The organism is Arthrobacter antibioticus, from assembly GCF_030063205.1.
In the GTDB taxonomy this organism is placed as follows: domain Bacteria; phylum Actinomycetota; class Actinomycetes; order Actinomycetales; family Micrococcaceae; genus Specibacter.
Map to the genome: position 1 here is coordinate 128,029 of NZ_JASISQ010000002.1, position 21,887 is coordinate 149,915.

Here is a 21,887-nt window from a genome sequence, read left to right on the forward strand (position 1 = left end):
CGGACTGCGTGGGAGGTTACTTCTCCCACGGTGCCTTGAATGGAAAATACTTTTCTAGAAAATCCGTAACAAGTTCGCGGCGCTCAGTTGACGTGGCGTCACCGAAACTGCCGTCATTAAGGCACAGAAAATCCGCGTTTCGGCGCGCTAAAATTCCATCCAGTGCCGCCAGACCCTTATTGCTGGTGGTATCAACATAGATACCCTTCCCGTCTTTGTGCATGACGGCCCGGCCGGTCAGCAGCGCGTAGTAGTGGTAAAGAGAGTTCGTAACCGAAATATTATCGCCAGCCCGGAAGGTACTGGCTGCGGTTGCGGCAAACTCGGGGGCAAACTCCTCGCCAAGTTCGGCCAGTACGGACCGTCTCAGAGGTGCCGCGCTATGTTCTAGATGGTGGGTGGTGAAGGCGCCAAAGCGGTCCCACAAGAGCCGTCGATTCACGCGGGCAGAGTTTTCAAAACCGCTACGCTGTGGCTCACTAACGCCGAGCCCAATCCTGTTGGGCGAAAGCATGAAGCGGGTTATGCCACCGGGGGTGAAGAATAATTCCGGTGAAAGTGGCCGGCCAAAGAACATGTCGTCATTGGAATATAAGAAGTGTTCGGCCAAGCCGTCAATGAGGTGCAATTGCGACTCCACCGCCATGGAATTGTGGGTGGGCAGCACTGAGGGGTCCGCAAAATGCTCGTGGCTGCGCACAAGTGTGACGTTGGGGTGCTTGGCCAACCAAGCCGGTGCAGGAGAGTCCGTGGCAATAAAAATGCGCCTCACCCAAGGGGCAAACAGGTACACGGAGCGCAGAGCATACTTCAGCTCGTCTACGTGGCGGAAGCGCGATTCGTGCTCATCGCCTTCGCCAAGCAGCGCGCCTGCTTCCATTTCGCGGCGTGCATCCTGATACGCCTGAGTGCTGCCATCAACCCAGGAGAAGACCATGTCAATCTCAAAACGAATGTCAAAAGCATGGTCCATGAACATGTTTTCGATTGTTGGCCAATTTTGACCGTACATATTTACTGAACTGCGAGTGGCACTTGCGCGATCAACGGTTCGCCGCGTCAGGGAATTTTCCACCGGGAGATCAATGTGGGTATCAGTGAAAGACCAGAGTTCGATCTGGACTCCCCACGCCGCACCATAATACAAACCACCGCGTGGCTCAATGCGGGGGCGAAACAACCTCATAATGCGTGTGCTGGGTGCGGCGGCCAGCTTCCCCTCTGCAAGCAACACAGTGATTTTCTTTGTATCAACACTGCGCGCGTAGAAAGGCTCATGCGCGAAGGCAGTGGCGAGTGCTTGTTCTAGCGCTGGGCGCAGTGTGCGCTCAATTGCAAGCACCGGACGTTGATCATTGCCTCGGACTAGCAGGTAATCGATTGTGCATGCATCCAACACTGCCCGGATAGCCAGGAGGTCCTCCACCATGGCCTCGTGCGGCGTCAGCCCATTTTTCCCTGCGCCATTTTTCCCTGCGCCATTGAGCAGGGCCAGCCGACCACGGTTCAGCACCACATCATCACGGCTGAGAATAAGTTCCGCCTGGGGGCTCATTGCTGTGGTGGGACCATTGATGGGCGTGCTGGTCAGGGCTGGCTCCGGGGACTCAGTGGGGCTGGATGTGAAGGGGAACCAACACACGAACAGAGTCCGGTGCTAGTCACTGAAAGAGTTTACCGCGCGTGTGCTTTCTATTTCTTTTGTTCTTTCCTTTTTTGTGTACGGCATGTCCGGTTGAACAGCAGTGCCACAGCAATGCCTGCCAACCAGAAATCCTTAGCCATGGAGGTGCCCTCGGGAGTTGGGCGGATACTGCCGGGCGCTGTCATGCCCGGGGTTTTAAGGTAGGTGGCCACCAGCCCGCTAGAAAAGACACCCAACGCAAGTCCGGCCAAGCGGCTGGGAATAAATGGAGTTAATATCAGCGAGCCAAGGGCAATTTCGGAAACACTTAAGGAACGCCCAAACTGGTCAGCTGAGAGCTTCGCAGCCTGTGGGATGACGCGTTGTGCGGAAGTTTGCAGGCCCGCGGCTTGATCCTTGGTGAGGCTGAGCTTGCCAATCCCGGCGTTGAGTATGAAAGCTCCGGAGACGAGTCGGAGTGCTGCGTTGCTGATGCTAAATCCCATGGTGAGCTCCTGTGCATTCTGGTGGCTGTCTAAAGGTTCAGCCTAAGGTTGCTGGCCCTGTGTGGCTAGTGTTCTGGCACGTTGGCCGATTCAACGCGCCGAGTTGCCACTTATGGTGCCCAAAATCGAGTTTACGACACCATAAGTGGCAACTCGGCGTGAGTTTGCTATGAATTAGCCGCTGGGCGGTTCCATAGTGGCTGCGAGTCCTGCGATCATGGCTTTTAGGCCCAGAGTAAATGCAGCATCCGCATCATTTCGAGAAGAAGCGGAACCCTCTGAGGCCCCTGAACCCTGAGGGTCGACGCGGCCTCGACGGGCGACGGCGGCGCTGAAGTTCGGTGATTGCGGCGCCATGGTGCCGGCGTCGAAGATGTCAGCTGGGGCATTTGCATCGTAGGCGGAACCGTAGATGAACGATTCCAGGGCAACCACCGCGTCAATGATTCCCTCGGGTGCCCAGCCTGCGGCGAGAAAGCCGTTGGTGACGGCCTCATACATGGTGATGGTTTTGGGGGCGTTGGTTACCGGCAGTAGGGCAATGACGGGGATGAGCGGCAAATGCGAGGCAAAAACGTTCCTGTAAGAATGCGCCCAGGTGTTGACGGCCGTTTCCCAAGACTCGGTGGCAAAGCTTGAAACATCAACTCTTCCCATCAAGTGGTCTTCCACCAGTAGCAGTACGTCTTGTTTGGAGCGAACATGGTTGTACAGCGCCGATGGCGCTACATTCATTGACCTGGCTAGTGCCGCCATGGTGAGGCCTTTGTAACCATCGTGACTGATTAGTTTCAGGGCTGCCCTGGTGATCCGGGCGGAACTGAGCAGCGCGTGCGGGGGGCGACCTGCCCGGCGTCGTCCGTCTCCTGGCACTTCTGCAGCTGAAACCAAGGCGGGTACTCCTTCTCCACCCCGGCTGGGGCACAACTTATTTACTCACACCACTTTACGGATGTGGTGATGTCAGTTACAGTCTATTCTAAATGAACGGCATTCATTTAGTGAGGCCCATCACTGGATGCTGCACAAGAGAGGTAGTCATGAGTTCTGCAGGAAACTCCACCATCGAGCGCGAACGTAACTGTGATGTGGTCATCATCGGCGCAGGCCCATCGGGATTGACCGCAGCCCGTGAGTTGAAGAAAGCCGGGCTGAGCGTTGCAGTTGTTGAGGCGCGCGACCGTGTGGGAGGACGCACGTGGTCCAACACGATTGACGGAGCATGGCTGGAAATTGGAGGCCAATGGGTTTCCCCGGATCAGACTGCCTTGATTGGTTTACTTGAGGAACTCGGCCTGGACACGTACTCCCGCTATCGCGATGGGGACAGCGTCTACATTGCCCCGGACGGCACCCGCACCCGGTACACCGGTGAGATGTTCCCGGTCAGCTCTGATACCGAGGCGCAGATGGACAAACTCATCCAAACCCTGGATGAGTTGGCCGCCGCCATGGATCCCGCCAAGCCATGGGAACACCCGCAGGCGCGTGAACTGGATATAGTTTCCTTCCACCACTGGCTGCGCGGCCAATCCGATAACGAGGAAGCCTGCAATAACATTGGCCTGTTCATCGCCGGCGGGATGCTGACCAAACCCGCGCACGCTTTCTCGGCTCTGCAGGCTGTCATGATGGCCTCCACTGCTGGCTCCTTCACCAACTTGGTGGATGACAATTTTATCCTCGACAAGCGCGTCGTGGGCGGTATGCAGGGCGTTTCGGTAGCCATCGCCAACGACCTCGGTGAGGATGTTTTTCTGAATTCTCCTGCCCGCACCATCCGCTGGGAGAAGTACGACGGCGACTACCGGGCCACCGTAATTGCCGACGGCGTCACCGTAACTGCCCGCCGCGTCATCATGGCCGTCCCGCCGAACCTGTACAGCCGGGTCTCTTACGATCCGCCGCTGCCGCGCCGTCAGCACCAGATGCACCAGCACCAGTCGTTGGGTTTTGTGATCAAAGTTCACGCTGTCTACGAGACTCCGTTCTGGCGTGAAGATGGCCTGTCCGGCACCGGTTTCAGTGCGTCCTCTCTGGTCCAGGAGGTTTACGACAACACCAACCACGAGGACTCCCGCGGCACCTTGGTTGGCTTCATCTCGGATGAGAAGGCCGATTACGCCTTCACCCTCTCTCCCGAACAGCGCAAAAAAGAAATCACAGCAGCGCTCGCAGAGTTCCTAGGCGACGCCGCCGCGGACCCCGTTGTCTATTACGAATCCGACTGGGGAACAGAGGAATGGACTCGCGGGGCCTATGCCTCCAGCTACGATCTGGGCGGCCTGCACCGCTATGGCGCGGACCAGCTGACCCCCGTTGGACCCATCCATTGGTCTTGCTCGGATCTGGCCGCTGAGGGCTACCAGCACGTTGACGGTGCTGTCCGCATGGGACAGTTCACCGCGGCTAACTTGATTGCCGAACTGAAGTAAAACAGCCACTAGGCGCCATCAGCAGCACAGTGACAATGACGTCCTGAGGAGGACCTTATGCGGTATGTAGTTGGGTATAGCGCCAATGCTCGTGGCGGTGACGCCGTGAACCTGGCAGTGGCTTTGGCTCGTCGGCAGGGTGCCTCCTTGGACCTCGTCATGGTCATGCCAGAAGGTTCGCTGTACAACGGCGTTTATCCGCCGGAGACCGGGTTCGGCACTATTCTGGCCAAGCAGGTCTCAAAATGGCTAGATGAGGGCTTGGCGCTCATTCCGGCTGATGTGCCGGCGCAGGCCCACATCCGTCGGGGCGACTCTGAGGCGCAGGCGCTTATTGCAGCGGCAGGGGAGTTGGGGGCCGCAATGCTGGTGATTGGTGCCAGCAGTGCCGGCTTGTTCAAGCGATTCTCGGTTGGTTCGGTTGCCAGCTCCCTGCTGCACGCCTCCACAATTCCTGTTGTCTTGGCCCCGGCAGGGTATAGCCGCACAAAAGCACTCACGCGCCTGACCTGTGCACTTGGCACCCGGGCAGGAGCCGAAGACGTGCTGCGAACAGGGATTGCTATGGCAAGACGCCGGTCTCTGCCATTGCGGCTAGTTTCGCTGGTGGCCTTGGGCTCCGGCGATTCGGGCGCCACTGTAGAGGATGCTGAACGTCACCTTAGACAGGTTGCCGAAGCTAGCCAAGGCGTTGAGAGCAGCGAGCTGGAGAAGCTGGACATCGACGTTGTGGTTGGCCACGGGCGCACTATTGAAGACGCTGTGGACAACCTCGATTGGAAAAAGGGCGAGATCCTGCTGATTGGGTCAAGCCGTTTAGCTCAAAATAAATCGATCTTTTTGGGGGCAACGGCCAACCGCATCCTGCGAGCCCTGCCAGTGCCCATGATCGTGGTGCCGCGCAACTACGTGCTGCAACCGGAAGAACTCTTCCAGACAACCCAGATCCCCGTCGTCAAAGCAACGAAGCCTGAGGCCGCGGGACCAGCAGAGGTGATGAAATGACAAGTCCAGACACAGTTAGGAACGCCGCCGGCGACCACGGACTCAGTGAAAAGGGCCTTAAGGCCGGCTCCGTTGGGCTCATTGGTGCTGTTGTCATAGGCATCTCCTGCATTGCCCCGGCCTACACCCTGACAGCCGCCCTAGGACCCACGGTCTCGGAAGTGGGCGTGCACCTGCCAGCGATTTTCCTTGTGGGGTTCATTCCCATGTTGCTGGTGGCGTTGGGATACCGGGAATTAAATAATGCCATGCCCGACGCCGGTACCTCCTTCACTTGGGCAACCCGAGCCTTTGGCCCGTGGCTGGGCTGGATGGGCGGTTGGGGGTTGATTGCTGCCACCATCATTGTGCTCTCAAACTTGGCGGCGGTGGCAGTTGATTTCTTTTACCTGATGCTGGCGCAAATATTTTCCAATCCTTCACTGGCGGATCTCACCCGAAACCTTCCACTAAACCTGGCCACCACCATGGTGTTTATCGCAGGTGCATGTTGGATTTCATACCGGGGTATGGAGACCACCAAGTCCTTCCAGTACATTCTGGTTGCGTTCCAGTTACTGGTTCTTGGCTGGTTCGCCTTCGCGGCCTTCGCTCACGTGGCCAACGGCACGGCATTTGATGCCACAGCCATTCAGGCTGACTGGTTCAATCCCTTCGCCGTTGAATCGTTCTCGCAGTTCGCCGCAGGTGTTTCGCTGTCCATCTTCATCTTTTGGGGTTGGGACGTCACGCTAACAATGAACGAGGAAACGAAGAACCCGAAAAAGACGCCCGGCCGGGCAGCCACCGTTACGATCATCGTCATTGTGCTGATCTACATGACGGTGTCCTTGGCCACGCTGTCCTTCGCTGGCATCGGTACTACAGGACTCGGCGCTGGAAACCCGGAAAATCAGGGCAGCATCTTCGCCGTCCTTGCCGGACCTGTCATGGGGCCTTTCGCAATCTTGATGTCGCTGGCCATTCTGAGTTCCTCAGCGGCGTCTTTGCAGTCAACGTTCGTTTCGCCGGCCAGGACGCTGCTGTCCATGGGGCATTACCGTGCTCTGCCTAAGAGCTTCGGCAAGATCAGCCCCACGCACAAGTCACCTGGCTATGCGACAGTGGCAGCAGCCATTGCTGCAGCAGGGTTCTACATCATCACCCGGACCCTGTCCGAGAACGCCCTGTGGGATACGATCACGGCTTTGGGCATGATGATTTGTTTCTACTACGGCATTACTGCACTAGCCTGTGTCTGGTATTTTCGCGCAGAAGCCTTCCACGGGATCAAGAATTTTATTTTCAAGTTCCTTGCCCCGCTCATCGGCGGTGTGATTTTGCTTGTCATGTTCTTCAAAACGGCCTATGACTCGATGGATCCCGATTATGGTTCAGGTTCCAACATTGGTGGACTAGGACTGGTATTCATCCTTGGCGCCGGGGTCATTGCCCTCGGAGCGGTGCTGATGTTCTTTATGTACCGCAGCCACCCTGAATTTTTCAAGGGTGAGGTACTGGGGAAGGCCAGCCAGCCGTACAACCCCTAGAGGCTCGCTACATAAAAAGCCACCGTTTGCGGTTTAGGCCACCCGTGGCAGGGTGGCCTAAACCGCAAACGGTGGCTTTTTTCACTTCACGGGGCTGGAGATGCCCTTTTAGACGCTAGCTCTTGGGCCGACGAGCCGTTTCCCGCTCTTTCGCCAGCTTGGCCTCGGCACGAGCCTTGGCGTGGACGGCACGCTCCTCAACCAGCCACGCAGGGGGAGCCTGCAATAGCGCGGTGATATCCGCCGTCGTCAGTGCCTCGGAAATATTCGAACGGTTAAGACCGCCAACGGAGATGTTTAGTTTCTGGGCAATGACCGGACGCGGGTGGGGTCCGTTGCGGCGCAGTTCTTCCAGCCAAGCGGGAGGCTCCTCCTGCAAAACCTTGAATTCTTCCCGGCTGATTGCGTTCTCTTGGAATTTCGCTGGTGCTGCGGGCAGGTGGATGCCCAGCTTCTTGGCTGCCGTGGCGGATTTCATGGCCTGGGGTGAAGGTTCAATGCTCATGCACTAAGCGTACCGGTGGCCAGAGAGTAGTTTTAGAGGAAAGCGGTAGGTTAGGGTAAACAGGTGCCTGAATTCCGCGAACTTACAGTGACCTTTGTCCCGGGTGTGACCCCTGGAAAGTGGATCCACCGCTGGCAGGAGCGTATGCCGGACGTGCCTTTAGTTTCGCACCCTGTGCCGGAAACGCGCCAGTTAGATTCCGTGCGGGCCGGCGAGGTCGACATGGCTTTTGTGCGGCTGCCCGTGGATAAGACGGGGCTGCACGTGATCCCGCTGTACAGCGAACTCTCGGTTGTCGTTGCCCCTAAGGATCACCCCATTGCCGCCTTCGACGAGCTTGATGTTGCGGATCTGGCGGATGAATATCTGCTTGCCGACCCCGATGACTTCCCACAATGGCGTGATATTTCTAGCGAAATTGCGGCAGGTACCCGCAAACCGCTGCCTCCCATGGCCGGGATTGAGGAAGCACTGGATCTGGTGGAGGCTGGCCTGGGTATTCTCATCCTGCCAATGTCCGTGGGCAGGCACTACAGCCGGAAAACCTTGCGTTCGCGACTGCTGCACGGTGTGCCAGAAACGAGCATTGGGCTGGCCTGGATAGACAACCCTGTCCCGTTGTCTGCAGACGATGAGGCAGTGATCCAAGAGTTTATTGGTGTGGTGCGCGGGCGTAGTGCCAATAGCTCGCGCCAGCCCTCCGTTCAGGCGAAGCAGGATGCCGCGCCTAAAAAGGGTGCCAAAGTCGCAAAAAGTTCGACGCAGGCCCGCACCGGCGCGGCCAAGGGCAAGTCCAGTGGGGCGAACCTGCGCGGCGGCGGTCGGCCTGGCGGTAAGGCTCGCGCGCAAAAGCGCGGGCGACGCTAGCGCTTCTTCGCAGCTTTCGCGTGTCGGTGTAGCTTGCGCAGCGAACCGGCACTAGCTGGCAAATAGCGTTAAACCAAAGCGCTGGCTCCCGCCCAATGGGCGGAAACCAGCGCTTTGGTTCTTGCTGTGCTTCTGTGAGCTGTGCTTACTTGGAAGCGTCGAGCTGCTGCTGCTTCTGCTTGTTCACAATGACCTTGACGTCGCCGAGGTCGCTGATGACGCGGGCAAGTGACTTCTTGGACGTGGGCCACTGGGTGCCCTTGAAGCGGGTGGCGTCGGGGCCTTCCCACTGAACGGACTGTGCCTTGCTGTCCAGGGTAGACATGACCTGAGTGATCTGGTCAATGGCGGTGCCGAGCTTTGAGGCCAAATCGGCCATGTCCTGGGGATCGTTACCAATCATTCCAGCTGCCATGATGCACTTCCTTCACTAAAAATTTGCGGTATTACCGCTGTGGTTTCACTGCGACCGGAGAGTTCCTGCCGAGCGATTACTTAGAATCTATCCCGACTTGGCCACAGCCGTCGATGGGGTGCGCTACCCATGCAGCGCTACCCATCCGGCACCGGCCTACGCAGCGGTGTCCAGGACTGGACATTGACAGGGCAAATACACCGTGCCATATTGACGGCAATGGCCTAGGACCCGCCCACGCCAGAGTTTGTCAGCTCAAAGGAGAGACGACTGTGAAAGCGGCATTGTGGGAAATTGAAACATTTGACTATCACACGGCAGGTGAGCCGTTCAGGATTGTCCCGGCCCTGCCTTTCGACATTTCTGGAAGTACCGCGCTGGAACGGCGCGAAAATGCCATTGCAGGGGATGCCGATAAAATTCGGAAGCTCCTTGTCAACGAGCCTCGCGGGCATGCCGATATGTACGGTGGCTTTGTGGTGCCACCCAATGACTCCGGGGCCCATTTTGGCGCCATATTCTGGCACCGTGAGGGTTTCTCCACTGTCTGCGGACACGGCACCATGGCGTTGGGAACGTGGGCTGTGCGCAGTGGACTTGTCAGGGCCCCGGACGACGGCGAGACGGACGTTGTGATTGATATTCCTTCGGGTCGCGTCACGGCGCGGGTGACGATGGGTGGCGGCAAAGTCAGGGAAGTGGCATTTCACAATGTGCCCTCCTACGTTGTGGCGCGAGACATTAAGGTGAAAACCGCGGACTTTGGGTTGTTGCGTGTTGATTTGGCATGGAGTGGAGCTCTGTACGCCTCGGTTTCTGCCGCTGCTGCGGGTCTTGAGGTCACGCCGTCGAACTTGGCGAAGGTGGTTTCCGCCGGGCACCAAGTGGCGGGCGCACTAGCGGGGCACCCGGCAGCGCAGCACCCGGGGAACACCCAACTGGAAGGTATTTTTGGCACGATCTTCCACGAGCCCGTCAAAGAATCCGGGTCCGGACTTGCGCAGCGCAATGTGAGCGTTTTTGCTGATGGGCAAGTGGACAGGTCGCCCAGTGGGTCAGGAACTGCCGCCCGGGTGGCGTTGCTGAGCGATTCTGGGCAACTGGCGGACGGGGACGTGCTGGAAAACTATTCAATTATTGACACTCGATTCACCGCCCGAGTTGTTGACAGGGTTACTGGCAGCATGGGCGAGAAGTTGGGCGGCTCAAGTGAGAGTGTAGTGGTTGAAGTCAGTGGCCGGTCCTTCCCTGTTGGCGAAGGTAAATTCACTTTGGACGCTGACGATGAGCTGGGATTGGGGTTTGTACTGCGGTGATGTGCCGCGCGGACAGCGCAATACGGTATGAAACGGTACATTATGGGAAAAAACTGGGACGATTGGTCAATGAACACATCCAGTTTCACCATTCAGGGGCTTCCTGCATGCCTTTGTCAGCTCGCGGATGCCTTAGTTTCATTGAAGGGCCGGTTCTGAGTTGCGCCTAATACCGGAGAAGGTCCGGGTTAGTTCGAACTATGCCGGTGTGCTGAAAGTTGGCAGTTCACCGATTCCGGCGTGGGTATCTTTCCTTGTCGCCGTTCTAGTCACTGTTTCGGCTGTTGATGATACGCGCCTGTTCATCATGAAAGCGCAGACTGGACCGTTTCCCTGGTGGGCGCTGGCCGGCACTGCCAGCTACTGGGCTGTATGGATGACAATCGCGTTCTGGCCGCGCCTGACAGCTATAGCTTTTGTGGTGATGCTGGCAGCCATGTACCCAAGCACGCAGCCGGGCGGTGCACTTATTTTGGCGTTTGGGGCGCTTGCCGTTGCCGCATACCGAGTCTCCACCCGAAGTTTGGCAGTTATAGTTGGTTTTTTTCTCGCGTGGCAGATTGTCTGGATATTTGGTGTCTCAGAGCTGAGCGTGGCGGCACTTTGGGCCTATTTATTCGCCACGTTGCTGCTCATAACACCAGGATTAGCGGTAAAACTCTTGAGAGAGAAGGCCCTCCGGGTTGAACGCACTCAAAAGGAAGCAGAGGAAAAAGCCGCTCAGGCGGCCCTTGAACAGCGCATGGAATTGGCGCGTGAATTGCATGACGTTGTTACTCATGGGCTGACAATGATTGCGGTGCAGGCAAACCTTGGCACGATTTCTAAAGAGGAGAGTGACCGCGCGCATGCCTTGACCGAAATTGGTGGGATGGCGCGGAACTCACTTGATGACCTGCGCAGGCTTCTCCAGACAATGCGCGCCGATGAGGTTCCCCAAGGCGTACCTGGAACGGACTCTGATGTTTCGCCCAACCCGGCCTGTATAGATTTGGCACAGAGCATTGCCGATGCGCAGAAGATGCTCAATGGACTTAGTGTCCCCACACGTGTCACAACATCCGGAGACTTGGAGCGGACTCCCAATGGGTTGCGCTCCACTGTCCTGCGGGTACTGCAGGAAAGTGCGACTAATGCCGTCAAACATGCCGGCAGTGGTAGCGAATGTGATATCCGCGTGGACGTAAAAGAAGAATTCATTGAACTAAGCGTTCAAAACCGAATGACCCCCGGTAAGCCGGGCCTGCCGGTCTCCGGCACTGGGCTGGCTGGGCTGCGAGAACGGGCTTCGCGATTGGGCGGCACACTTGAGGCTGGACCCGTAGATGGGTGGTGGCGTGTGCGCGTCGTGTTGCCGCTTTCGGGCCGTCCTATGTGACTATTTGACCAGTCATTGTTTTTTAGTGCCTTATTCCCTCGTCCGTTTGGTCAGATTTGACCATAGAGCATTGAATACGAGCTTCTTCTTGCATAGCGTAATAAAATGCGCGGGCTGATGACAGCACAATGTTTAAATGATGCTTACGAGGTCCTGCCTCATCAAAGGAGAAGGCCATGAATGAATTGCACTTGTTTGGAGCCGGACGTCCGGGACAACAGGGCGGGTCAAAGCCGGCGGGAATTTGGCCAGCCGGTTCTTTTCCCACAACGCCGACTCGCTGAGAGTTGCTGGTACCTTTGGCCTTTCTTATGGCCATTATCGCAAATCTAGGTACGTAGACTGTGACCATGACTTTGAATGCGGTAGCAACTAAATCAATTGACGTGGTCATCGTGGATGACGAAAAATTCGTCCGAGGCGCATTGCGCACTTACCTGTCCCAGGCAACTGACGTATCGGTGGTAGCCGAAGGCGAGAACGGCGCACAGGCCGTGCGGTTGGCTCACGAACACCATCCTGACGTCATGCTCATTGACATTCAAATGCCTGTCATGGATGGCATTGCGGCAATCCGACGAATAGTGGCCGAGCTGCCAGAGGTACGCATACTCGTTGTGACCGGCCATATTTCCGATGTGTACCTCAAGTCCGCGCTCATTGCCGGAGCTAGCGGTTACGTAGTCAAGGATGCCAAGCCCGAGCGCATCGTGGCAGCGGTCAGAGAAGTGCATGCGGGAGAGTGCCCTATCGACCCGGGTGTCACGCACCTGCTTGTTGCCGACATTCGCAAGAGCCTACCTGCCACCAGGCAGCGAAGTGCCGTTGAACTCTCAGACAGAGAAGAAGACGTATTAAAGCTGCTGTGCGAGGGGCAAAGCAACAGTGAGATCGCTTCCGCCTTACACCTCTCGGAATCAACGGTGAAATATCACCTGGTCCGTTTGGGGCGTAAATTCTCGGCGCGGGATAGGTTGCAGATTGTCATCACAGCACTCCGCACGGGAGTCATAGCTTAGGGTGCGTTCGGTTGGGAAGTTCGAGGGGTAAAAAAGACTGTCCAAAAGGACAGGGGTGTATAAGGTTTTAGGTGTCCTTTTGGCTCAAGTGTGGCCCTAAGCTGGGGACCAGCCATGTCATGGTGATTCACATCATTGATCCTGAAAGGTTTCCTCATGAAAAACCCCATTGCCTCCGTCGGCGTTGCCGCAGTTCTTGCCGCCGGTCTGATTCTGGCACCCGGGCTGTCTCCTGCCCAGGCCAGCACGCCTAATACCAGTAACACCACTATTGCAATGAAACCTGGCAATGTAGCCACTACTTACGGCATGTGGTTTGTTCCATGCAACGTCTTTGGCTTTCGTATGTGCTGAAAACACCGAAAAGCAGCTAGTCCGCAACGCATCTTACGTTCGCAGTGCTGCAGTTGGCGCGCTTTATGCAGCAAAAGAGAGTCGCCTGTGCACTATCAGGAGAAATCCTGATAGTGCACAGGCGACTCTCTTCATTGCCAAACTAGTCCGCTAGAACCCTTGGGCTTTGCGGTAACGCTGCATTTGCTGATGACGGCGAATTAGGCTGTCTCGGCGTGGGGTCGCCTCGGATGAAGGGTCTTCGGCAGTGAGATCAATATGGCTTTCACCGAATTGCCACAGTAGCAGGTCATCCAGGAGCCTGTCAGGACCGGGGGAGTACCTGTGGTCCAGGGCTTTGCGCACATTAGAGATAATTTCGGGCTGCAGAAGTGCTGCAAGGTCCACTGTTTTACCTAGTCCGTGGGCCGCCACGAGTTCTGCAGACCAGCCCCAGTCGTCGTCGGACTTCCTATCAACGTGAGGCAGCAGGGTCTGCCACACAGCCTTGATCCTGTTCGGCGTCAGTGAGATATTGCCTTCACCCTCGGTGTCCCAGTAACTTGTGACAGTTTCATACCTGTCGTGGAGCTCAGAAAACGCCGACTCAACTGTCTCAAGCATGGCCGCGGTGGCCGTGAACTGCCTGTCAAAGTACGGGCTCCACGCCCGCGGATCCTGGGACTTGAAACGTATGTCGTGCTCAATTTCACTCCAGGCATGGGCAAAGATAGTTCTGATCTGGCACTCAAAAAAGTAGCTGCCATTGGCTTTGCTACCGGGGTCAAGCTGTTCCTGATAGGCCCGCACTACATCGTTTTGGATGGTGCGTAGGATCAAGTGGCGGCTGGAATAACCATAAGTGCCGGACTCAATGGAGCCAATGTCCTTCTCCGTGTCGCCCCGGCAATCAAAAATGTTTCGTTTGCGTTTAATCAGGTTTGCGGCAAGAGCGTTTTCGCCAGGCAGAGTGGTAATGACCCGGACACCCACCATGTCAGTGAGGTTACGCAGCGGCTCAGGGAATTGCAGGGCAGGGGCGGCATCCGGCTCGGACACCATCCGGGACGCTTTTTCCCTGAAAGAATCAATGCTCTTGGTGCGGCTGGTAACAAAAAGTGGCTTGTCTTCGGCCTCGCTGAGAACGTCCCTGACAAGGGATTCCATTTCAGCGGTGACTCGCTGCAAAGCCGGCAACGTCCGTTCAAAGTCAGCCACCGAAGCAGCGACAGCCGGGCGCAGTGATTCATCGAGGCGTTCCCAGTTACTACTCATACATTGAGCCTAAGCTCCCGAGCTGGCCCCAGGCGAGCAGCATCGCCGACTATGACACAAATATTCGGATAACGCACGGGTTCGGACAGCTGTTTCAATCGCACGGGCAATAGGCTAGTGCCATGTTGACAGTTATTGGTGAAGCCTTAGTTGATGAAGTGGTAGATACTGGCAAGGATCCACAGCCGCATGTGGGCGGCAGCCCCATGAACGTGGCCGTCGGGTTGGCCCGCCTGGGACACCCCGTTCAGTTCCTTGGTAGGTTCGGCCGTGATGCTTATGGGGATATGGTTGCTGGCCATCTTCGAGCCAATGACGTCATGGTGCCCATAGCCCCTGATGACCAGCCAACCTCCGTGGCCCGGGCGGTCTTGGATGCGGACGGCGCCGCAACGTATGAGTTCGCGCTTGACTGGTCCCTGCCGGAGATGGGTGGGGCTGAGGGGCAACCCAACTTTATGATGACCGGGACAACCCTGCTCCACACCGGCTCCATCGCCACCATGCTGGCACCGGGCGCCGAGCAGGTCCTGGCCGCAGTCATGGGTTCACACCCTCACGCCACCATCTCCTACGATCCCAATTGCCGCCCCAGTATCATCAGCGACGTTGACTATGCCCGGGAGCAGGCGGAGAAATTTGTTTCTCTGGCAGATGTCATCAAAGCCTCCGATGAGGACCTCGCCTGGCTTTATCCTGGCGTTGACCCCAAGGAATCGGCCCGCAACTGGCTTGCTCTGGGCGGTACTGAAGGTCCCGCCGTCGTGGTTCTAACCCAGGGCGGTGATGGCCCATGGGCGGTGTGTGCGGCCGGTGAGAGTGCCTGTGCGGTACCTCTGGTGAAGGTTGTGGACACAGTCGGGGCAGGAGATTCCTTCATGGCGGCCCTCTTGTCAGCACTTGTTGACAGGGAGCTGGACGGGGCTCAGCGGCGCCCCGATCTGCGTGCCATAGGAACCGCAACTTTGACTGAAGTGATTAATTACGCGGCCCGAGCCGCCGCCATGACCGTGTCCCGGGCTGGAGCCAACCCACCTAACCGTGCGGAAATGCGTACGTGAGCCGCACGTGAGGGAAGTTGGATAGCCTTGAGTATGCGTTTAATTGCCAGTGACATTGACGGAACTATTTTGGGCCACGACGGAAAGATCAGTAACCGCACCGTGGAGGCCTTCTTGGCCGCGGCCGAAGCGGGTATTGACATTGTGTTTGTGACGGGCCGGCCGCCGCGCTGGCTGGATCCTATCCGTGAACAGATTGGGCACACGGGCACTGTTATTTGCTCCAATGGTGCTGTGACGTATGATCTTGGCACCGAAAAAGTCCTTGATTCCCATGTGCTTACCTGGGACACGGTGGAGATGGTCCGCAACATCGTCACTGAATTGGCTGCCAAACCCTACTTTGCCCTAGAGTCTTTGGCCGGTTTGCATATTGAAGAAGGGTTTTATGGCACACGCGCCCCTGCCAGTCGTGCCGATTTCATGTCCCAGGTTCTCACCCCCGACATGGCGGATAGCGGGATCGTGAAGATGCTTGCGGTTCTGCACACTGGCAACGCGGATGAATTCATGGAGCTCGTGACCCCGAGGGTGGGCTCGCTGCTTGCAGTGACCCACTCAGCTCCCGAGATGGCCCTGCTTGAAATGGGTCCACTAGGAGTGAACAAGGCCGTCACACTGGCCCAATATGCTGGCGCCCGTGGGATTGCGGCCGCTGACGTGGTGGCATTTGGTGACATGCCAAACGACGTTGAAATGCTGGGTTGGGCCGGTGCTGGCTATGCGATGGCCAGTGGTCACCCCCAAGCGCTCGCAGCTGCAGCGCTGCGTGCACCTCGTTTTGAGGCCGACGGCGTGGCCCAAGTTATCGAGTCCCGCCTGGCTGCGCTGCGCCTGGCCTGATTGACCAAGGCATAATCGAAAATGAAGACAACCCGCAATTCAGTAAAGCCTTTTCTGGATTCAGCACAGCCACTTGCTATTGCACACCGTGGCTTTTCTTTGGACGGCCTGGAAAATTCGTTGACTGCGTTTCAAGCAGCGCTGGGACTGGGCTACGAATACCTCGAAACTGACATTAACACCACCTCTGACGGGGTTGGGGTGGTGTTCCACGATGCAACCCTTGACCGCACCACGGATCTGGCCGGCACCATTGCACGGTTGCCGCACTCGGTGGTGAGAAGTGCCCGGATTGGCGGCAGGGAGCCGATTGCCACGCTCGAAGAATTCATTACCGCGTTGCCAAACGCAAGGTTTAACGTGGATGTGAAGGATGCTGGTTCCGTGGAACCCCTCGTTGCGGCGATTGAAACCTACGGCCTGCATGAGCGCGTTTGTATTGCCTCCTTCTCAGACAAGCGCCGCCGTCAAGTGCTTGCGCGGCTGAGCCGTCCGGTGGCAAGTTCGGCTGGAATGAAACTACTTCTGACGTACTACCTTTTGACCCCGTTGTTGCCAAGGGTGCTCACCCGTTTCATCATGCGTGAGGTCGATGTGCTGCAGATTCCCAGGACCTACAGGGGGCTAAACCTTGCCAGCAGGGCAAAGGTGCGCCGGGCGCACCGGATGGGTCTGAAGGTCCATGTCTGGACTATTGATGATCCGGCACAAATGCATGAACTCTTTGAGCTTGGGGTGGATGGCATCATGACGGATAGAGCAGACCTGCTCGCCGAGGTTATGCGCCAGCGAGGTTACTGGAGGTAATCATTGAGCCATGTCGGTGAGCGGTGGCAGGATAGAGGCATGCGAATCCTCATTGCCCCCGACAAGTTCAAGGGGACCCTCACCGGCCCGGAAGCGGCCGCGGCCATGGCTGAAGGTGCTCTGCGGGTTTACCCTGACGCGGTGGTGACTGCCCTTCCCATCGCCGACGGCGGGGAAGGTACCGTTGAGGCTGCTGTCGCAGCCGGCTTTTCGGAACGCTTAAACACTGTGATTGGCCCCATTCTCAAACCCGTGGCTGCTGTGTGGGGCTTTCAGGAGAAGACCGCTGTGGCCGTCATTGAAACCGCTCAGGCCAGCGGCTACCTGCTCAGTGAGCCCACTGTTGAAAATTCCCTGCGGGCGCACTCCTACGGTTCCGGTCAGCTGGTTGCCGCCGCGCTGGAAGCTGGGGCCACGGAAATTATTATTGGCTTGGGCGGTTCTGCCATGACGGATGCCGGAACCGGAGCCCTGCGCGCCCTAGGGCTTAAATTATTGGATGCACACGGAAATCTAGTTCCCCTAGGCGGCGGTCCGCTGGTGGACGTGGTGGCAGTAGATGCTTCGGGACTTGATCCGAGACTGGCAGGGGTTAAAGTGCGGATGGCAGTAGATGTGGATAATCCGCTGTACGGACTCCAGGGTGCTGCGCATGTATTTGGCCCACAAAAGGGAGCCGACGCGGACGCCGTCGAACATCTCGATGCTGGTTTACGCAACCTAGCATCGGTGGTCAGGGAATCCACTGGCACCAACATCAATATCTCCGGCGCCGGTGCAGCCGGTGGCTTCCCCTCCATGTTTGTGGCCTATGCCAATGCCACAGTGGAACGCGGCTTTGACTTGGTTGCAGCCCTGATCGACCTGGAAACAGCCCTTGAAAGCGCCGATCTTGTCATTACCGGAGAAGGCTCCCTTGATGCACAGTCGCTTTCCGGGAAGGGACCGCTTGGAGTGGCCGATGCCGCCCATGCCAGGGGGATTCCGGTGGTGGTAGTGGCTGGCAGAATCACTGTGAGCCCCGCGCAATTGGCCGAGCATGGAGTTGTGGCTGCCGTCAGTGCAACGGATGTGGCGGGCTCGCCCGAGGCGGCCCTTTCGGATGCGGCACGGTACACCACGATCGCCACCTCAGAGGCGCTTAACGGTATCTGAAACTCCCGGTTGAGGTTGGAGATGATGACACCCCATGGTCCTCCGGGGTGTCATCATCTCCAACCTCAACCGCAGGGGCTAGGTGGTCTTTTCTATTGACGGTTCCTGAGCAGTGGCGTCAATCTCAGGATCCAGTGGATTTGTGGCAGTTCCGCGCCACTTCGCCAGTGCGTTCATACCGTGATAAACAATCAGCGCGGCGGCGGTGCCCAGAGCAATACCCTCGAAGGTGAGGTTTCCCGCGGACCAGGTGAAGTTGGCGATGCCCACAATGAGCGCCACGGCAGCCGTGGTCAAGTTGATGTTGTTGGAGAAGCTGACCTTGTTCTGTACCCAGATGCGTACTCCCAGCACGCCGATCATGCCGTAGAGCAGGGTTGCGGCTCCGCCCAAAACGCCCAGTGGAACTGTTGCGATCAATTCGCCAAACTTGGGTGAGAAACTCAGGAGAAATGCTGCGATTCCCGCCACCCAGTAGGCCGCTGTGGAGTACACCTTGGTGGCTGCCATGACCCCAATGTTCTCCGCGTAGGTGGTGGTGCCGGAACCGCCGCCAAACCCTGCCAGGGTGGTGGCGACGCCGTCTGCGATGATGGCTCGGCCCGCGTAGGGGTCAAGGTTCTCTCCCGTCATAAGAGCCACTGACTTCACATGACCGATGTTCTCGGCCACAAGTACCAGGACTACGGGGATGAACAGGCCCAGCACTGCGAAGTGGAACGTGGGGGTCTGGAAGTGTGGCAGACCGATCCACCCAGCCTCATGGATTTTGGAGAAGTCCACTTCGTGGCGCAGCACCGCTACGCCGTAACCCACCACTACGCCAACAAGGATGGCTAAGCGGCCAAGGATTCCACGGAATAATACGCTGACAAGGATGATGACAAGCAGTGTGATGATCGCTGTGACGGGGGCTGCTTCAAAATTTGTTCGCGCTGAGGGAGCCAGGTTCAACCCGATCAGGGCAACAATGGTGCCCGTGACGGGGGCTGGCATGAGCCGGTTGATCCACTCGGAGCCAAACTTTTGCACTATCAGGCCAAGGATGGCCAGAGTAATGCCGGCGATAACCACCCCGCCTAGAGCGCCCGCCACACCAAACTGCTGCTGCGAGGCCAAGATGGGAGCGATGAAGGCAAAGCTTGAACCCAGGTAGCTGGGGACACGGCCCCGGGTTAGGACTAGAAAAAATAAGGTGCCGATACCGGAGAAAAACAGCGTGGTTGCCGGCGGCATGTTGGTGATCAGCGGGACCAGGAATGTAGCGCCAAACATTGCCACCACGTGCTGTAAACCAATGCCGATAGTTCGTGGCCAGCTCAGCCGTTCATCAGGACCAACAACCTGCCCCGGCTGGATGCTTTTACCATCTCCGTGGAGTCTCCATTTTGTGCCCAGCAAACTCATCTCAGCTTCTCCAGTTCTAGTCCTGGGCCCGTGCAGCCCGCAGCTAAGAATATCGGAGCCTGTTCGCTCTCGGGCGCGCAAGGCGGCTGAGCCGGGCATGGTGCTTGAATTGAGCTGTGAGTTCCGTGCCTCTCCGGGCTCCCGCGCGGCTGCATTGGGGGCTAGGATCACGGTATGTGTCGGCTCTTTGGAATGCATGCCGGAGCGGAACCGGTCAAGGCCACGTTCTGGCTGCTTAAAGCTCCACTCAGTCTTGCCGTGCAGAGCCGGCGGGAACCTGACGGGAGTGGGATTGGGATTGGGGTCTTTACGGCGCGCGGAGACCCTGTCATAACCAAACAGGCCGTCGCCGCATTTAAGGACATAGAATTCGCCACGGCGGCGAAGGAACTGGAAAGCACCACCTTTGTGGCCCATGTTCGGTATGCCACCACTGGCGCGCACACGGAGGTGAACACTCACCCATTTGAGCAGGATGGCCGAATTTTCGCTCACAATGGCGCATGTGGGGAGCTAGCCAAGCTTGACGCGCGGGTGGCCGAGTTTGGCGGGGCCGATCTTGTTCGCGGGCAGACTGACAGTGAACGTATATTTGCTTTGATCACATTAGAAACTAGGCGCCACAGCGGCAACGTGGCGGCCGGCATTGAGGCGGCTTTGGGTTGGATTGCCGAGAACCTGCCGGTTTATAGTTTGAACTTAATCATCAGTACTGCCACGGACTTATGGGCACTGCGCTATCCGCAAACGCACGAACTCCATGTTCTTCAGCGCGCACCCGGTGGCAATGGAGCAGGCCGATCCTTGGCAATAGATAGCAGCCGAATCCACGGACACAGCCGCGCACTGGCCCGGAAGCGCTCGGTCATCATCGCCACCGAACCCATGAGCAGCGATCCTGGCTGGCGGATGATGGGGCCAGGTGAGCTGCTCCATATTGACGTGGGGCTGGGCCTAAGCAGCAGCTACACCTTGCCGCAAAAGCCCGCCCGCCGGCTGCGGCTAGTCCCAGCGGAACTGCCCATGGGCACTCTTGATAGGTCCGGCCCTACGCTGCAATAAGTAGACACGGCGAACACGCTACGGGTGCGGTATGTGGCCTTCACTGGCAAGAAGTACGACGCCGAGAAGGTCGTTGAGAGCGTGCGCCAGGTCTGGATGGGCTAGCTCATACCGCGAGCGGCGTCCTTCCGGGATAGCGACCGCCAGTCCACATTCGCGCAGGCAGGAGAGGTGGTTGGAGATGCTTTGGCGAGAAACGTTTAGTTGGTCAGCTAAATCGCCCGGGTACTGGGGTTCCTTGGCCAGGGCCATCAGGATTTCTGCTCTCGTGGGGTCTGAGAGAGCATAGCCAAAGCGGGCTAGTACCGCTGCGTTGCTAATGGGCTTCATTCTCAATATCATACAGTACTTGCTGAATTCATCGTTGGATGTACTATTGAGGCATGTCTGCTCATAGTCACTCTCATTCCCACGCGGGACCCCCCGGTGAAAGCCACCAGGGCCGCATTGGCATTGCTTTGGGAATCACACTGCTGGTTTTTATCTTTCAAGTCATTGGTTCAATCCTTACGGGATCACTGGCGCTGCTCTTTGATTCCGCTCACGTCCTCACCGATGCGGGCGGACTGGCCATGGCCCTGCTCGCAGCCCGGCTAATGACACGCCCGGCAACCAGCAAACGCACCTGGGGATTTGCACGCGCGGAGGTTCTTGCCGCAACAGCACAAGCCGCCATCCTTCTCGCCGTCGGACTTTTCGTTTTGATTGAAGGAGTCCAGCGGCTGTGGAACCCCACGGAGATCGCCTCCAACGAAATGATCGTTTTTGGGGCGATTGGTCTGCTGGGCAACATCATTGCGATGTTCGTTTTGATGGGCGGGCGCAGCAAAAACTTCAACATGCGGGCTGCGTTCCTTGAAGTTGTCAACGACGCACTCGGGTCGGTGGCGGTGATTGTGGCGGCAATCGTGATCTCCACGACTGGGTGGATGCAGGCGGACGCCGTGGTGGCCATGCTGATAGGTTTGATGATCCTGCCGCGCACCGTGAAGTTGCTGCTGGAGACCATCAGTGTGCTGCTGGAATCTACCCCGTCGGGTCTTGACCTTGACGAAGTCCGCAGACACATTTTGGGCATCGGGCACGTGATCAGTGTCCATGACCTGCACGCAAGCCAGATTGCCACCGGGCTGCCCATTTTGTCTGCGCACGTGGTGGTTGACGATGAGTGCTTTTACGATGGCCACGTGCCGCAGATGCTCGATGCCCTCCAGAGGTGCGTAGCAGGCCACTTTGAGGTCAGCATTGAGCACTCAACGTTCCAGCTTGAAACTGCCGGGCACGCCGAACATGAGCTTGGCGCTCACCACTAAATCCACTAATGGGCCCCTGGTCCCCGGGGAGG

Annotated in this window: 22 protein-coding genes; 14 read left to right on the forward strand and 8 right to left on the reverse strand. The window is 57.6% G+C overall.

Translation table 11 applies throughout. The annotated features are described in order from the left end of the window. Positions 1–16: 16 nt before the first annotated feature. From QMG40_RS05645 to QMG40_RS05655, 3 genes are all read right to left on the reverse strand, one after another. Positions 17–1,555, reverse strand: a complete 1,539-nt coding sequence (locus tag QMG40_RS05645; protein WP_283528918.1) for a stealth conserved region 3 domain-containing protein — start codon at positions 1,553–1,555, stop codon at positions 17–19. A gap of 137 nt (positions 1,556–1,692) precedes the next feature. Continuing rightward, positions 1,693–2,130 carry a hypothetical protein gene (locus tag QMG40_RS05650; RefSeq protein ID WP_283528920.1) on the reverse strand — a complete coding sequence of 146 codons (438 nt, stop codon included), beginning with the start codon at positions 2,128–2,130 and terminating at the stop codon, positions 1,693–1,695. A 174-nt stretch (positions 2,131–2,304) separates the two neighbouring features. Next, entirely contained in the window at positions 2,305–3,021 is a 717-nt protein-coding gene (locus tag QMG40_RS05655) for a TetR/AcrR family transcriptional regulator (RefSeq protein ID WP_283528923.1), read from the reverse strand. 149 nt (positions 3,022–3,170) lie between these two features. Here QMG40_RS05655 and QMG40_RS05660 point away from each other — a divergent pair, with 149 nt between their 5' ends. The 3 genes from QMG40_RS05660 to QMG40_RS05670 are packed head-to-tail and all read left to right on the forward strand — an operon-like array spanning position 3,171 to position 7,099. Beyond that, positions 3,171–4,565, forward strand: a complete 1,395-nt coding sequence (locus QMG40_RS05660; RefSeq protein WP_283528925.1) for a flavin monoamine oxidase family protein — start codon at positions 3,171–3,173, stop codon at positions 4,563–4,565. Positions 4,566–4,622: 57 nt separating this feature from the next. Continuing rightward, complete coding sequence (locus QMG40_RS05665; RefSeq protein ID WP_283528927.1) at positions 4,623–5,570, forward strand: universal stress protein; 948 nt, start codon at positions 4,623–4,625, stop codon at positions 5,568–5,570. Next, complete coding sequence (locus QMG40_RS05670; protein ID WP_283528929.1) at positions 5,567–7,099, forward strand: APC family permease; 1,533 nt, start codon at positions 5,567–5,569, stop codon at positions 7,097–7,099. Before QMG40_RS05665 ends, QMG40_RS05670 begins: the two co-directional genes overlap by 4 nt. Positions 7,100–7,214: 115 nt before the next feature. Here QMG40_RS05670 and QMG40_RS05675 read toward each other — a convergent pair whose 3' ends face one another. Further along, complete coding sequence (locus QMG40_RS05675; RefSeq protein ID WP_283530093.1) at positions 7,215–7,577, reverse strand: DUF5997 family protein; 363 nt, start codon at positions 7,575–7,577, stop codon at positions 7,215–7,217. A 90-nt stretch (positions 7,578–7,667) separates the two neighbouring features. Here QMG40_RS05675 and QMG40_RS05680 point away from each other — a divergent pair, with 90 nt between their 5' ends. Beyond that, the gene (locus QMG40_RS05680) at positions 7,668–8,471 is read left to right on the forward strand and encodes a substrate-binding domain-containing protein (RefSeq protein WP_283528931.1); all 804 of its coding nucleotides are present in this window, start codon (positions 7,668–7,670) and stop codon (positions 8,469–8,471) included. A gap of 145 nt (positions 8,472–8,616) precedes the next feature. Here QMG40_RS05680 and QMG40_RS05685 read toward each other — a convergent pair whose 3' ends face one another. Beyond that, positions 8,617–8,886: a WXG100 family type VII secretion target gene (locus QMG40_RS05685; protein ID WP_283528933.1), complete on the reverse strand. Its 270-nt coding sequence runs from the start codon at positions 8,884–8,886 to the stop codon at positions 8,617–8,619. A 272-nt stretch (positions 8,887–9,158) separates the two neighbouring features. On the opposite strand from QMG40_RS05685, the gene QMG40_RS05690 reads away from it, so the two are divergent. From QMG40_RS05690 to QMG40_RS05705, 4 genes are all read left to right on the forward strand, one after another. Next, positions 9,159–10,202: a proline racemase family protein gene (locus QMG40_RS05690; RefSeq protein WP_283528935.1), complete on the forward strand. Its 1,044-nt coding sequence runs from the start codon at positions 9,159–9,161 to the stop codon at positions 10,200–10,202. Between the two features lie 208 nt (positions 10,203–10,410). Continuing rightward, the gene (locus QMG40_RS05695) at positions 10,411–11,580 is read left to right on the forward strand and encodes a sensor histidine kinase (protein WP_283528937.1); all 1,170 of its coding nucleotides are present in this window, start codon (positions 10,411–10,413) and stop codon (positions 11,578–11,580) included. Between the two features lie 350 nt (positions 11,581–11,930). Further along, a complete protein-coding gene (locus QMG40_RS05700) occupies positions 11,931–12,599 on the forward strand; it encodes a response regulator (RefSeq protein WP_283528939.1) in 669 nt (222 codons plus the stop codon). A 156-nt stretch (positions 12,600–12,755) separates the two neighbouring features. Then, on the forward strand, positions 12,756–12,953 hold the full coding sequence (locus QMG40_RS05705) for a hypothetical protein (RefSeq protein ID WP_283528941.1): 198 nt from the start codon (positions 12,756–12,758) through the stop codon (positions 12,951–12,953). A 150-nt stretch (positions 12,954–13,103) separates the two neighbouring features. Here the strand turns inward: QMG40_RS05705 and QMG40_RS05710 are convergent, their stop codons facing one another. After that, on the reverse strand, positions 13,104–14,207 hold the full coding sequence (locus QMG40_RS05710; RefSeq protein ID WP_283528943.1) for a GTP pyrophosphokinase: 1,104 nt from the start codon (positions 14,205–14,207) through the stop codon (positions 13,104–13,106). Positions 14,208–14,329: 122 nt separating this feature from the next. On the opposite strand from QMG40_RS05710, the gene QMG40_RS05715 reads away from it, so the two are divergent. The 4 genes from QMG40_RS05715 to QMG40_RS05730 are packed head-to-tail and all read left to right on the forward strand — an operon-like array spanning position 14,330 to position 18,073. Continuing rightward, a complete protein-coding gene (locus QMG40_RS05715) occupies positions 14,330–15,268 on the forward strand; it encodes a carbohydrate kinase family protein (protein ID WP_283528945.1) in 939 nt (312 codons plus the stop codon). A gap of 33 nt (positions 15,269–15,301) precedes the next feature. Then, positions 15,302–16,111: an HAD-IIB family hydrolase gene (locus QMG40_RS05720; protein ID WP_283530095.1), complete on the forward strand. Its 810-nt coding sequence runs from the start codon at positions 15,302–15,304 to the stop codon at positions 16,109–16,111. A 21-nt stretch (positions 16,112–16,132) separates the two neighbouring features. Then, positions 16,133–16,918 carry a glycerophosphodiester phosphodiesterase gene (locus QMG40_RS05725; protein ID WP_283528948.1) on the forward strand — a complete coding sequence of 262 codons (786 nt, stop codon included), beginning with the start codon at positions 16,133–16,135 and terminating at the stop codon, positions 16,916–16,918. 39 nt (positions 16,919–16,957) lie between these two features. Continuing rightward, positions 16,958–18,073, forward strand: a complete 1,116-nt coding sequence (locus QMG40_RS05730) for a glycerate kinase (RefSeq protein WP_283528950.1) — start codon at positions 16,958–16,960, stop codon at positions 18,071–18,073. Between the two features lie 78 nt (positions 18,074–18,151). Here the strand turns inward: QMG40_RS05730 and QMG40_RS05735 are convergent, their stop codons facing one another. Next, positions 18,152–19,480 carry a uracil-xanthine permease family protein gene (locus QMG40_RS05735; RefSeq protein WP_283530097.1) on the reverse strand — a complete coding sequence of 443 codons (1,329 nt, stop codon included), beginning with the start codon at positions 19,478–19,480 and terminating at the stop codon, positions 18,152–18,154. Positions 19,481–19,654: 174 nt separating this feature from the next. Between QMG40_RS05735 and QMG40_RS05740 the strand changes: the two genes are divergently transcribed. After that, positions 19,655–20,542 carry a class II glutamine amidotransferase gene (locus QMG40_RS05740; protein WP_283528952.1) on the forward strand — a complete coding sequence of 296 codons (888 nt, stop codon included), beginning with the start codon at positions 19,655–19,657 and terminating at the stop codon, positions 20,540–20,542. An 18-nt stretch (positions 20,543–20,560) separates the two neighbouring features. Here QMG40_RS05740 and QMG40_RS05745 read toward each other — a convergent pair whose 3' ends face one another. Beyond that, positions 20,561–20,872 carry an ArsR/SmtB family transcription factor gene (locus QMG40_RS05745; RefSeq protein ID WP_283528954.1) on the reverse strand — a complete coding sequence of 104 codons (312 nt, stop codon included), beginning with the start codon at positions 20,870–20,872 and terminating at the stop codon, positions 20,561–20,563. 53 nt (positions 20,873–20,925) lie between these two features. Between QMG40_RS05745 and QMG40_RS05750 the strand changes: the two genes are divergently transcribed. Next, on the forward strand, positions 20,926–21,855 hold the full coding sequence (locus QMG40_RS05750) for a cation diffusion facilitator family transporter (RefSeq protein WP_283528957.1): 930 nt from the start codon (positions 20,926–20,928) through the stop codon (positions 21,853–21,855). Positions 21,856–21,887 lie beyond the last annotated feature (32 nt).

Bases quoted from the DNA above. Each gene is read 5' to 3' on its own strand.
- QMG40_RS05715 (WP_283528945.1), top strand. From the start codon at position 14,330: ATGTTGACAGTTATTGGTGAAGCCTTAGTTGATGAAGTGGTAGATACT.
- QMG40_RS05675 (WP_283530093.1), bottom strand. From the start codon at position 7,577: ATGAAATCCGCCACGGCAGCCAAGAAGCTGGGCATCCACCTGCCCGCA.
- QMG40_RS05740 (WP_283528952.1), top strand. From the start codon at position 19,655: ATGTGTCGGCTCTTTGGAATGCATGCCGGAGCGGAACCGGTCAAGGCC.
- QMG40_RS05735 (WP_283530097.1), bottom strand. From the start codon at position 19,480: ATGAGTTTGCTGGGCACAAAATGGAGACTCCACGGAGATGGTAAAAGC.
- QMG40_RS05710 (WP_283528943.1), bottom strand. From the start codon at position 14,207: ATGAGTAGTAACTGGGAACGCCTCGATGAATCACTGCGCCCGGCTGTC.
- QMG40_RS05730 (WP_283528950.1), top strand. From the start codon at position 16,958: ATGCGAATCCTCATTGCCCCCGACAAGTTCAAGGGGACCCTCACCGGC.
- QMG40_RS05670 (WP_283528929.1), top strand. From the start codon at position 5,567: ATGACAAGTCCAGACACAGTTAGGAACGCCGCCGGCGACCACGGACTC.
- QMG40_RS05720 (WP_283530095.1), top strand. From the start codon at position 15,302: ATGCGTTTAATTGCCAGTGACATTGACGGAACTATTTTGGGCCACGAC.
- QMG40_RS05660 (WP_283528925.1), top strand. From the start codon at position 3,171: ATGAGTTCTGCAGGAAACTCCACCATCGAGCGCGAACGTAACTGTGAT.
- QMG40_RS05725 (WP_283528948.1), top strand. From the start codon at position 16,133: ATGAAGACAACCCGCAATTCAGTAAAGCCTTTTCTGGATTCAGCACAG.
- QMG40_RS05650 (WP_283528920.1), bottom strand. From the start codon at position 2,130: ATGGGATTTAGCATCAGCAACGCAGCACTCCGACTCGTCTCCGGAGCT.
- QMG40_RS05705 (WP_283528941.1), top strand. From the start codon at position 12,756: ATGAAAAACCCCATTGCCTCCGTCGGCGTTGCCGCAGTTCTTGCCGCC.
- QMG40_RS05700 (WP_283528939.1), top strand. From the start codon at position 11,931: ATGACTTTGAATGCGGTAGCAACTAAATCAATTGACGTGGTCATCGTG.
- QMG40_RS05750 (WP_283528957.1), top strand. From the start codon at position 20,926: ATGTCTGCTCATAGTCACTCTCATTCCCACGCGGGACCCCCCGGTGAA.
- QMG40_RS05685 (WP_283528933.1), bottom strand. From the start codon at position 8,886: ATGGCAGCTGGAATGATTGGTAACGATCCCCAGGACATGGCCGATTTG.
- QMG40_RS05665 (WP_283528927.1), top strand. From the start codon at position 4,623: ATGCGGTATGTAGTTGGGTATAGCGCCAATGCTCGTGGCGGTGACGCC.
- QMG40_RS05745 (WP_283528954.1), bottom strand. From the start codon at position 20,872: ATGAAGCCCATTAGCAACGCAGCGGTACTAGCCCGCTTTGGCTATGCT.
- QMG40_RS05645 (WP_283528918.1), bottom strand. From the start codon at position 1,555: ATGAGCCCCCAGGCGGAACTTATTCTCAGCCGTGATGATGTGGTGCTG.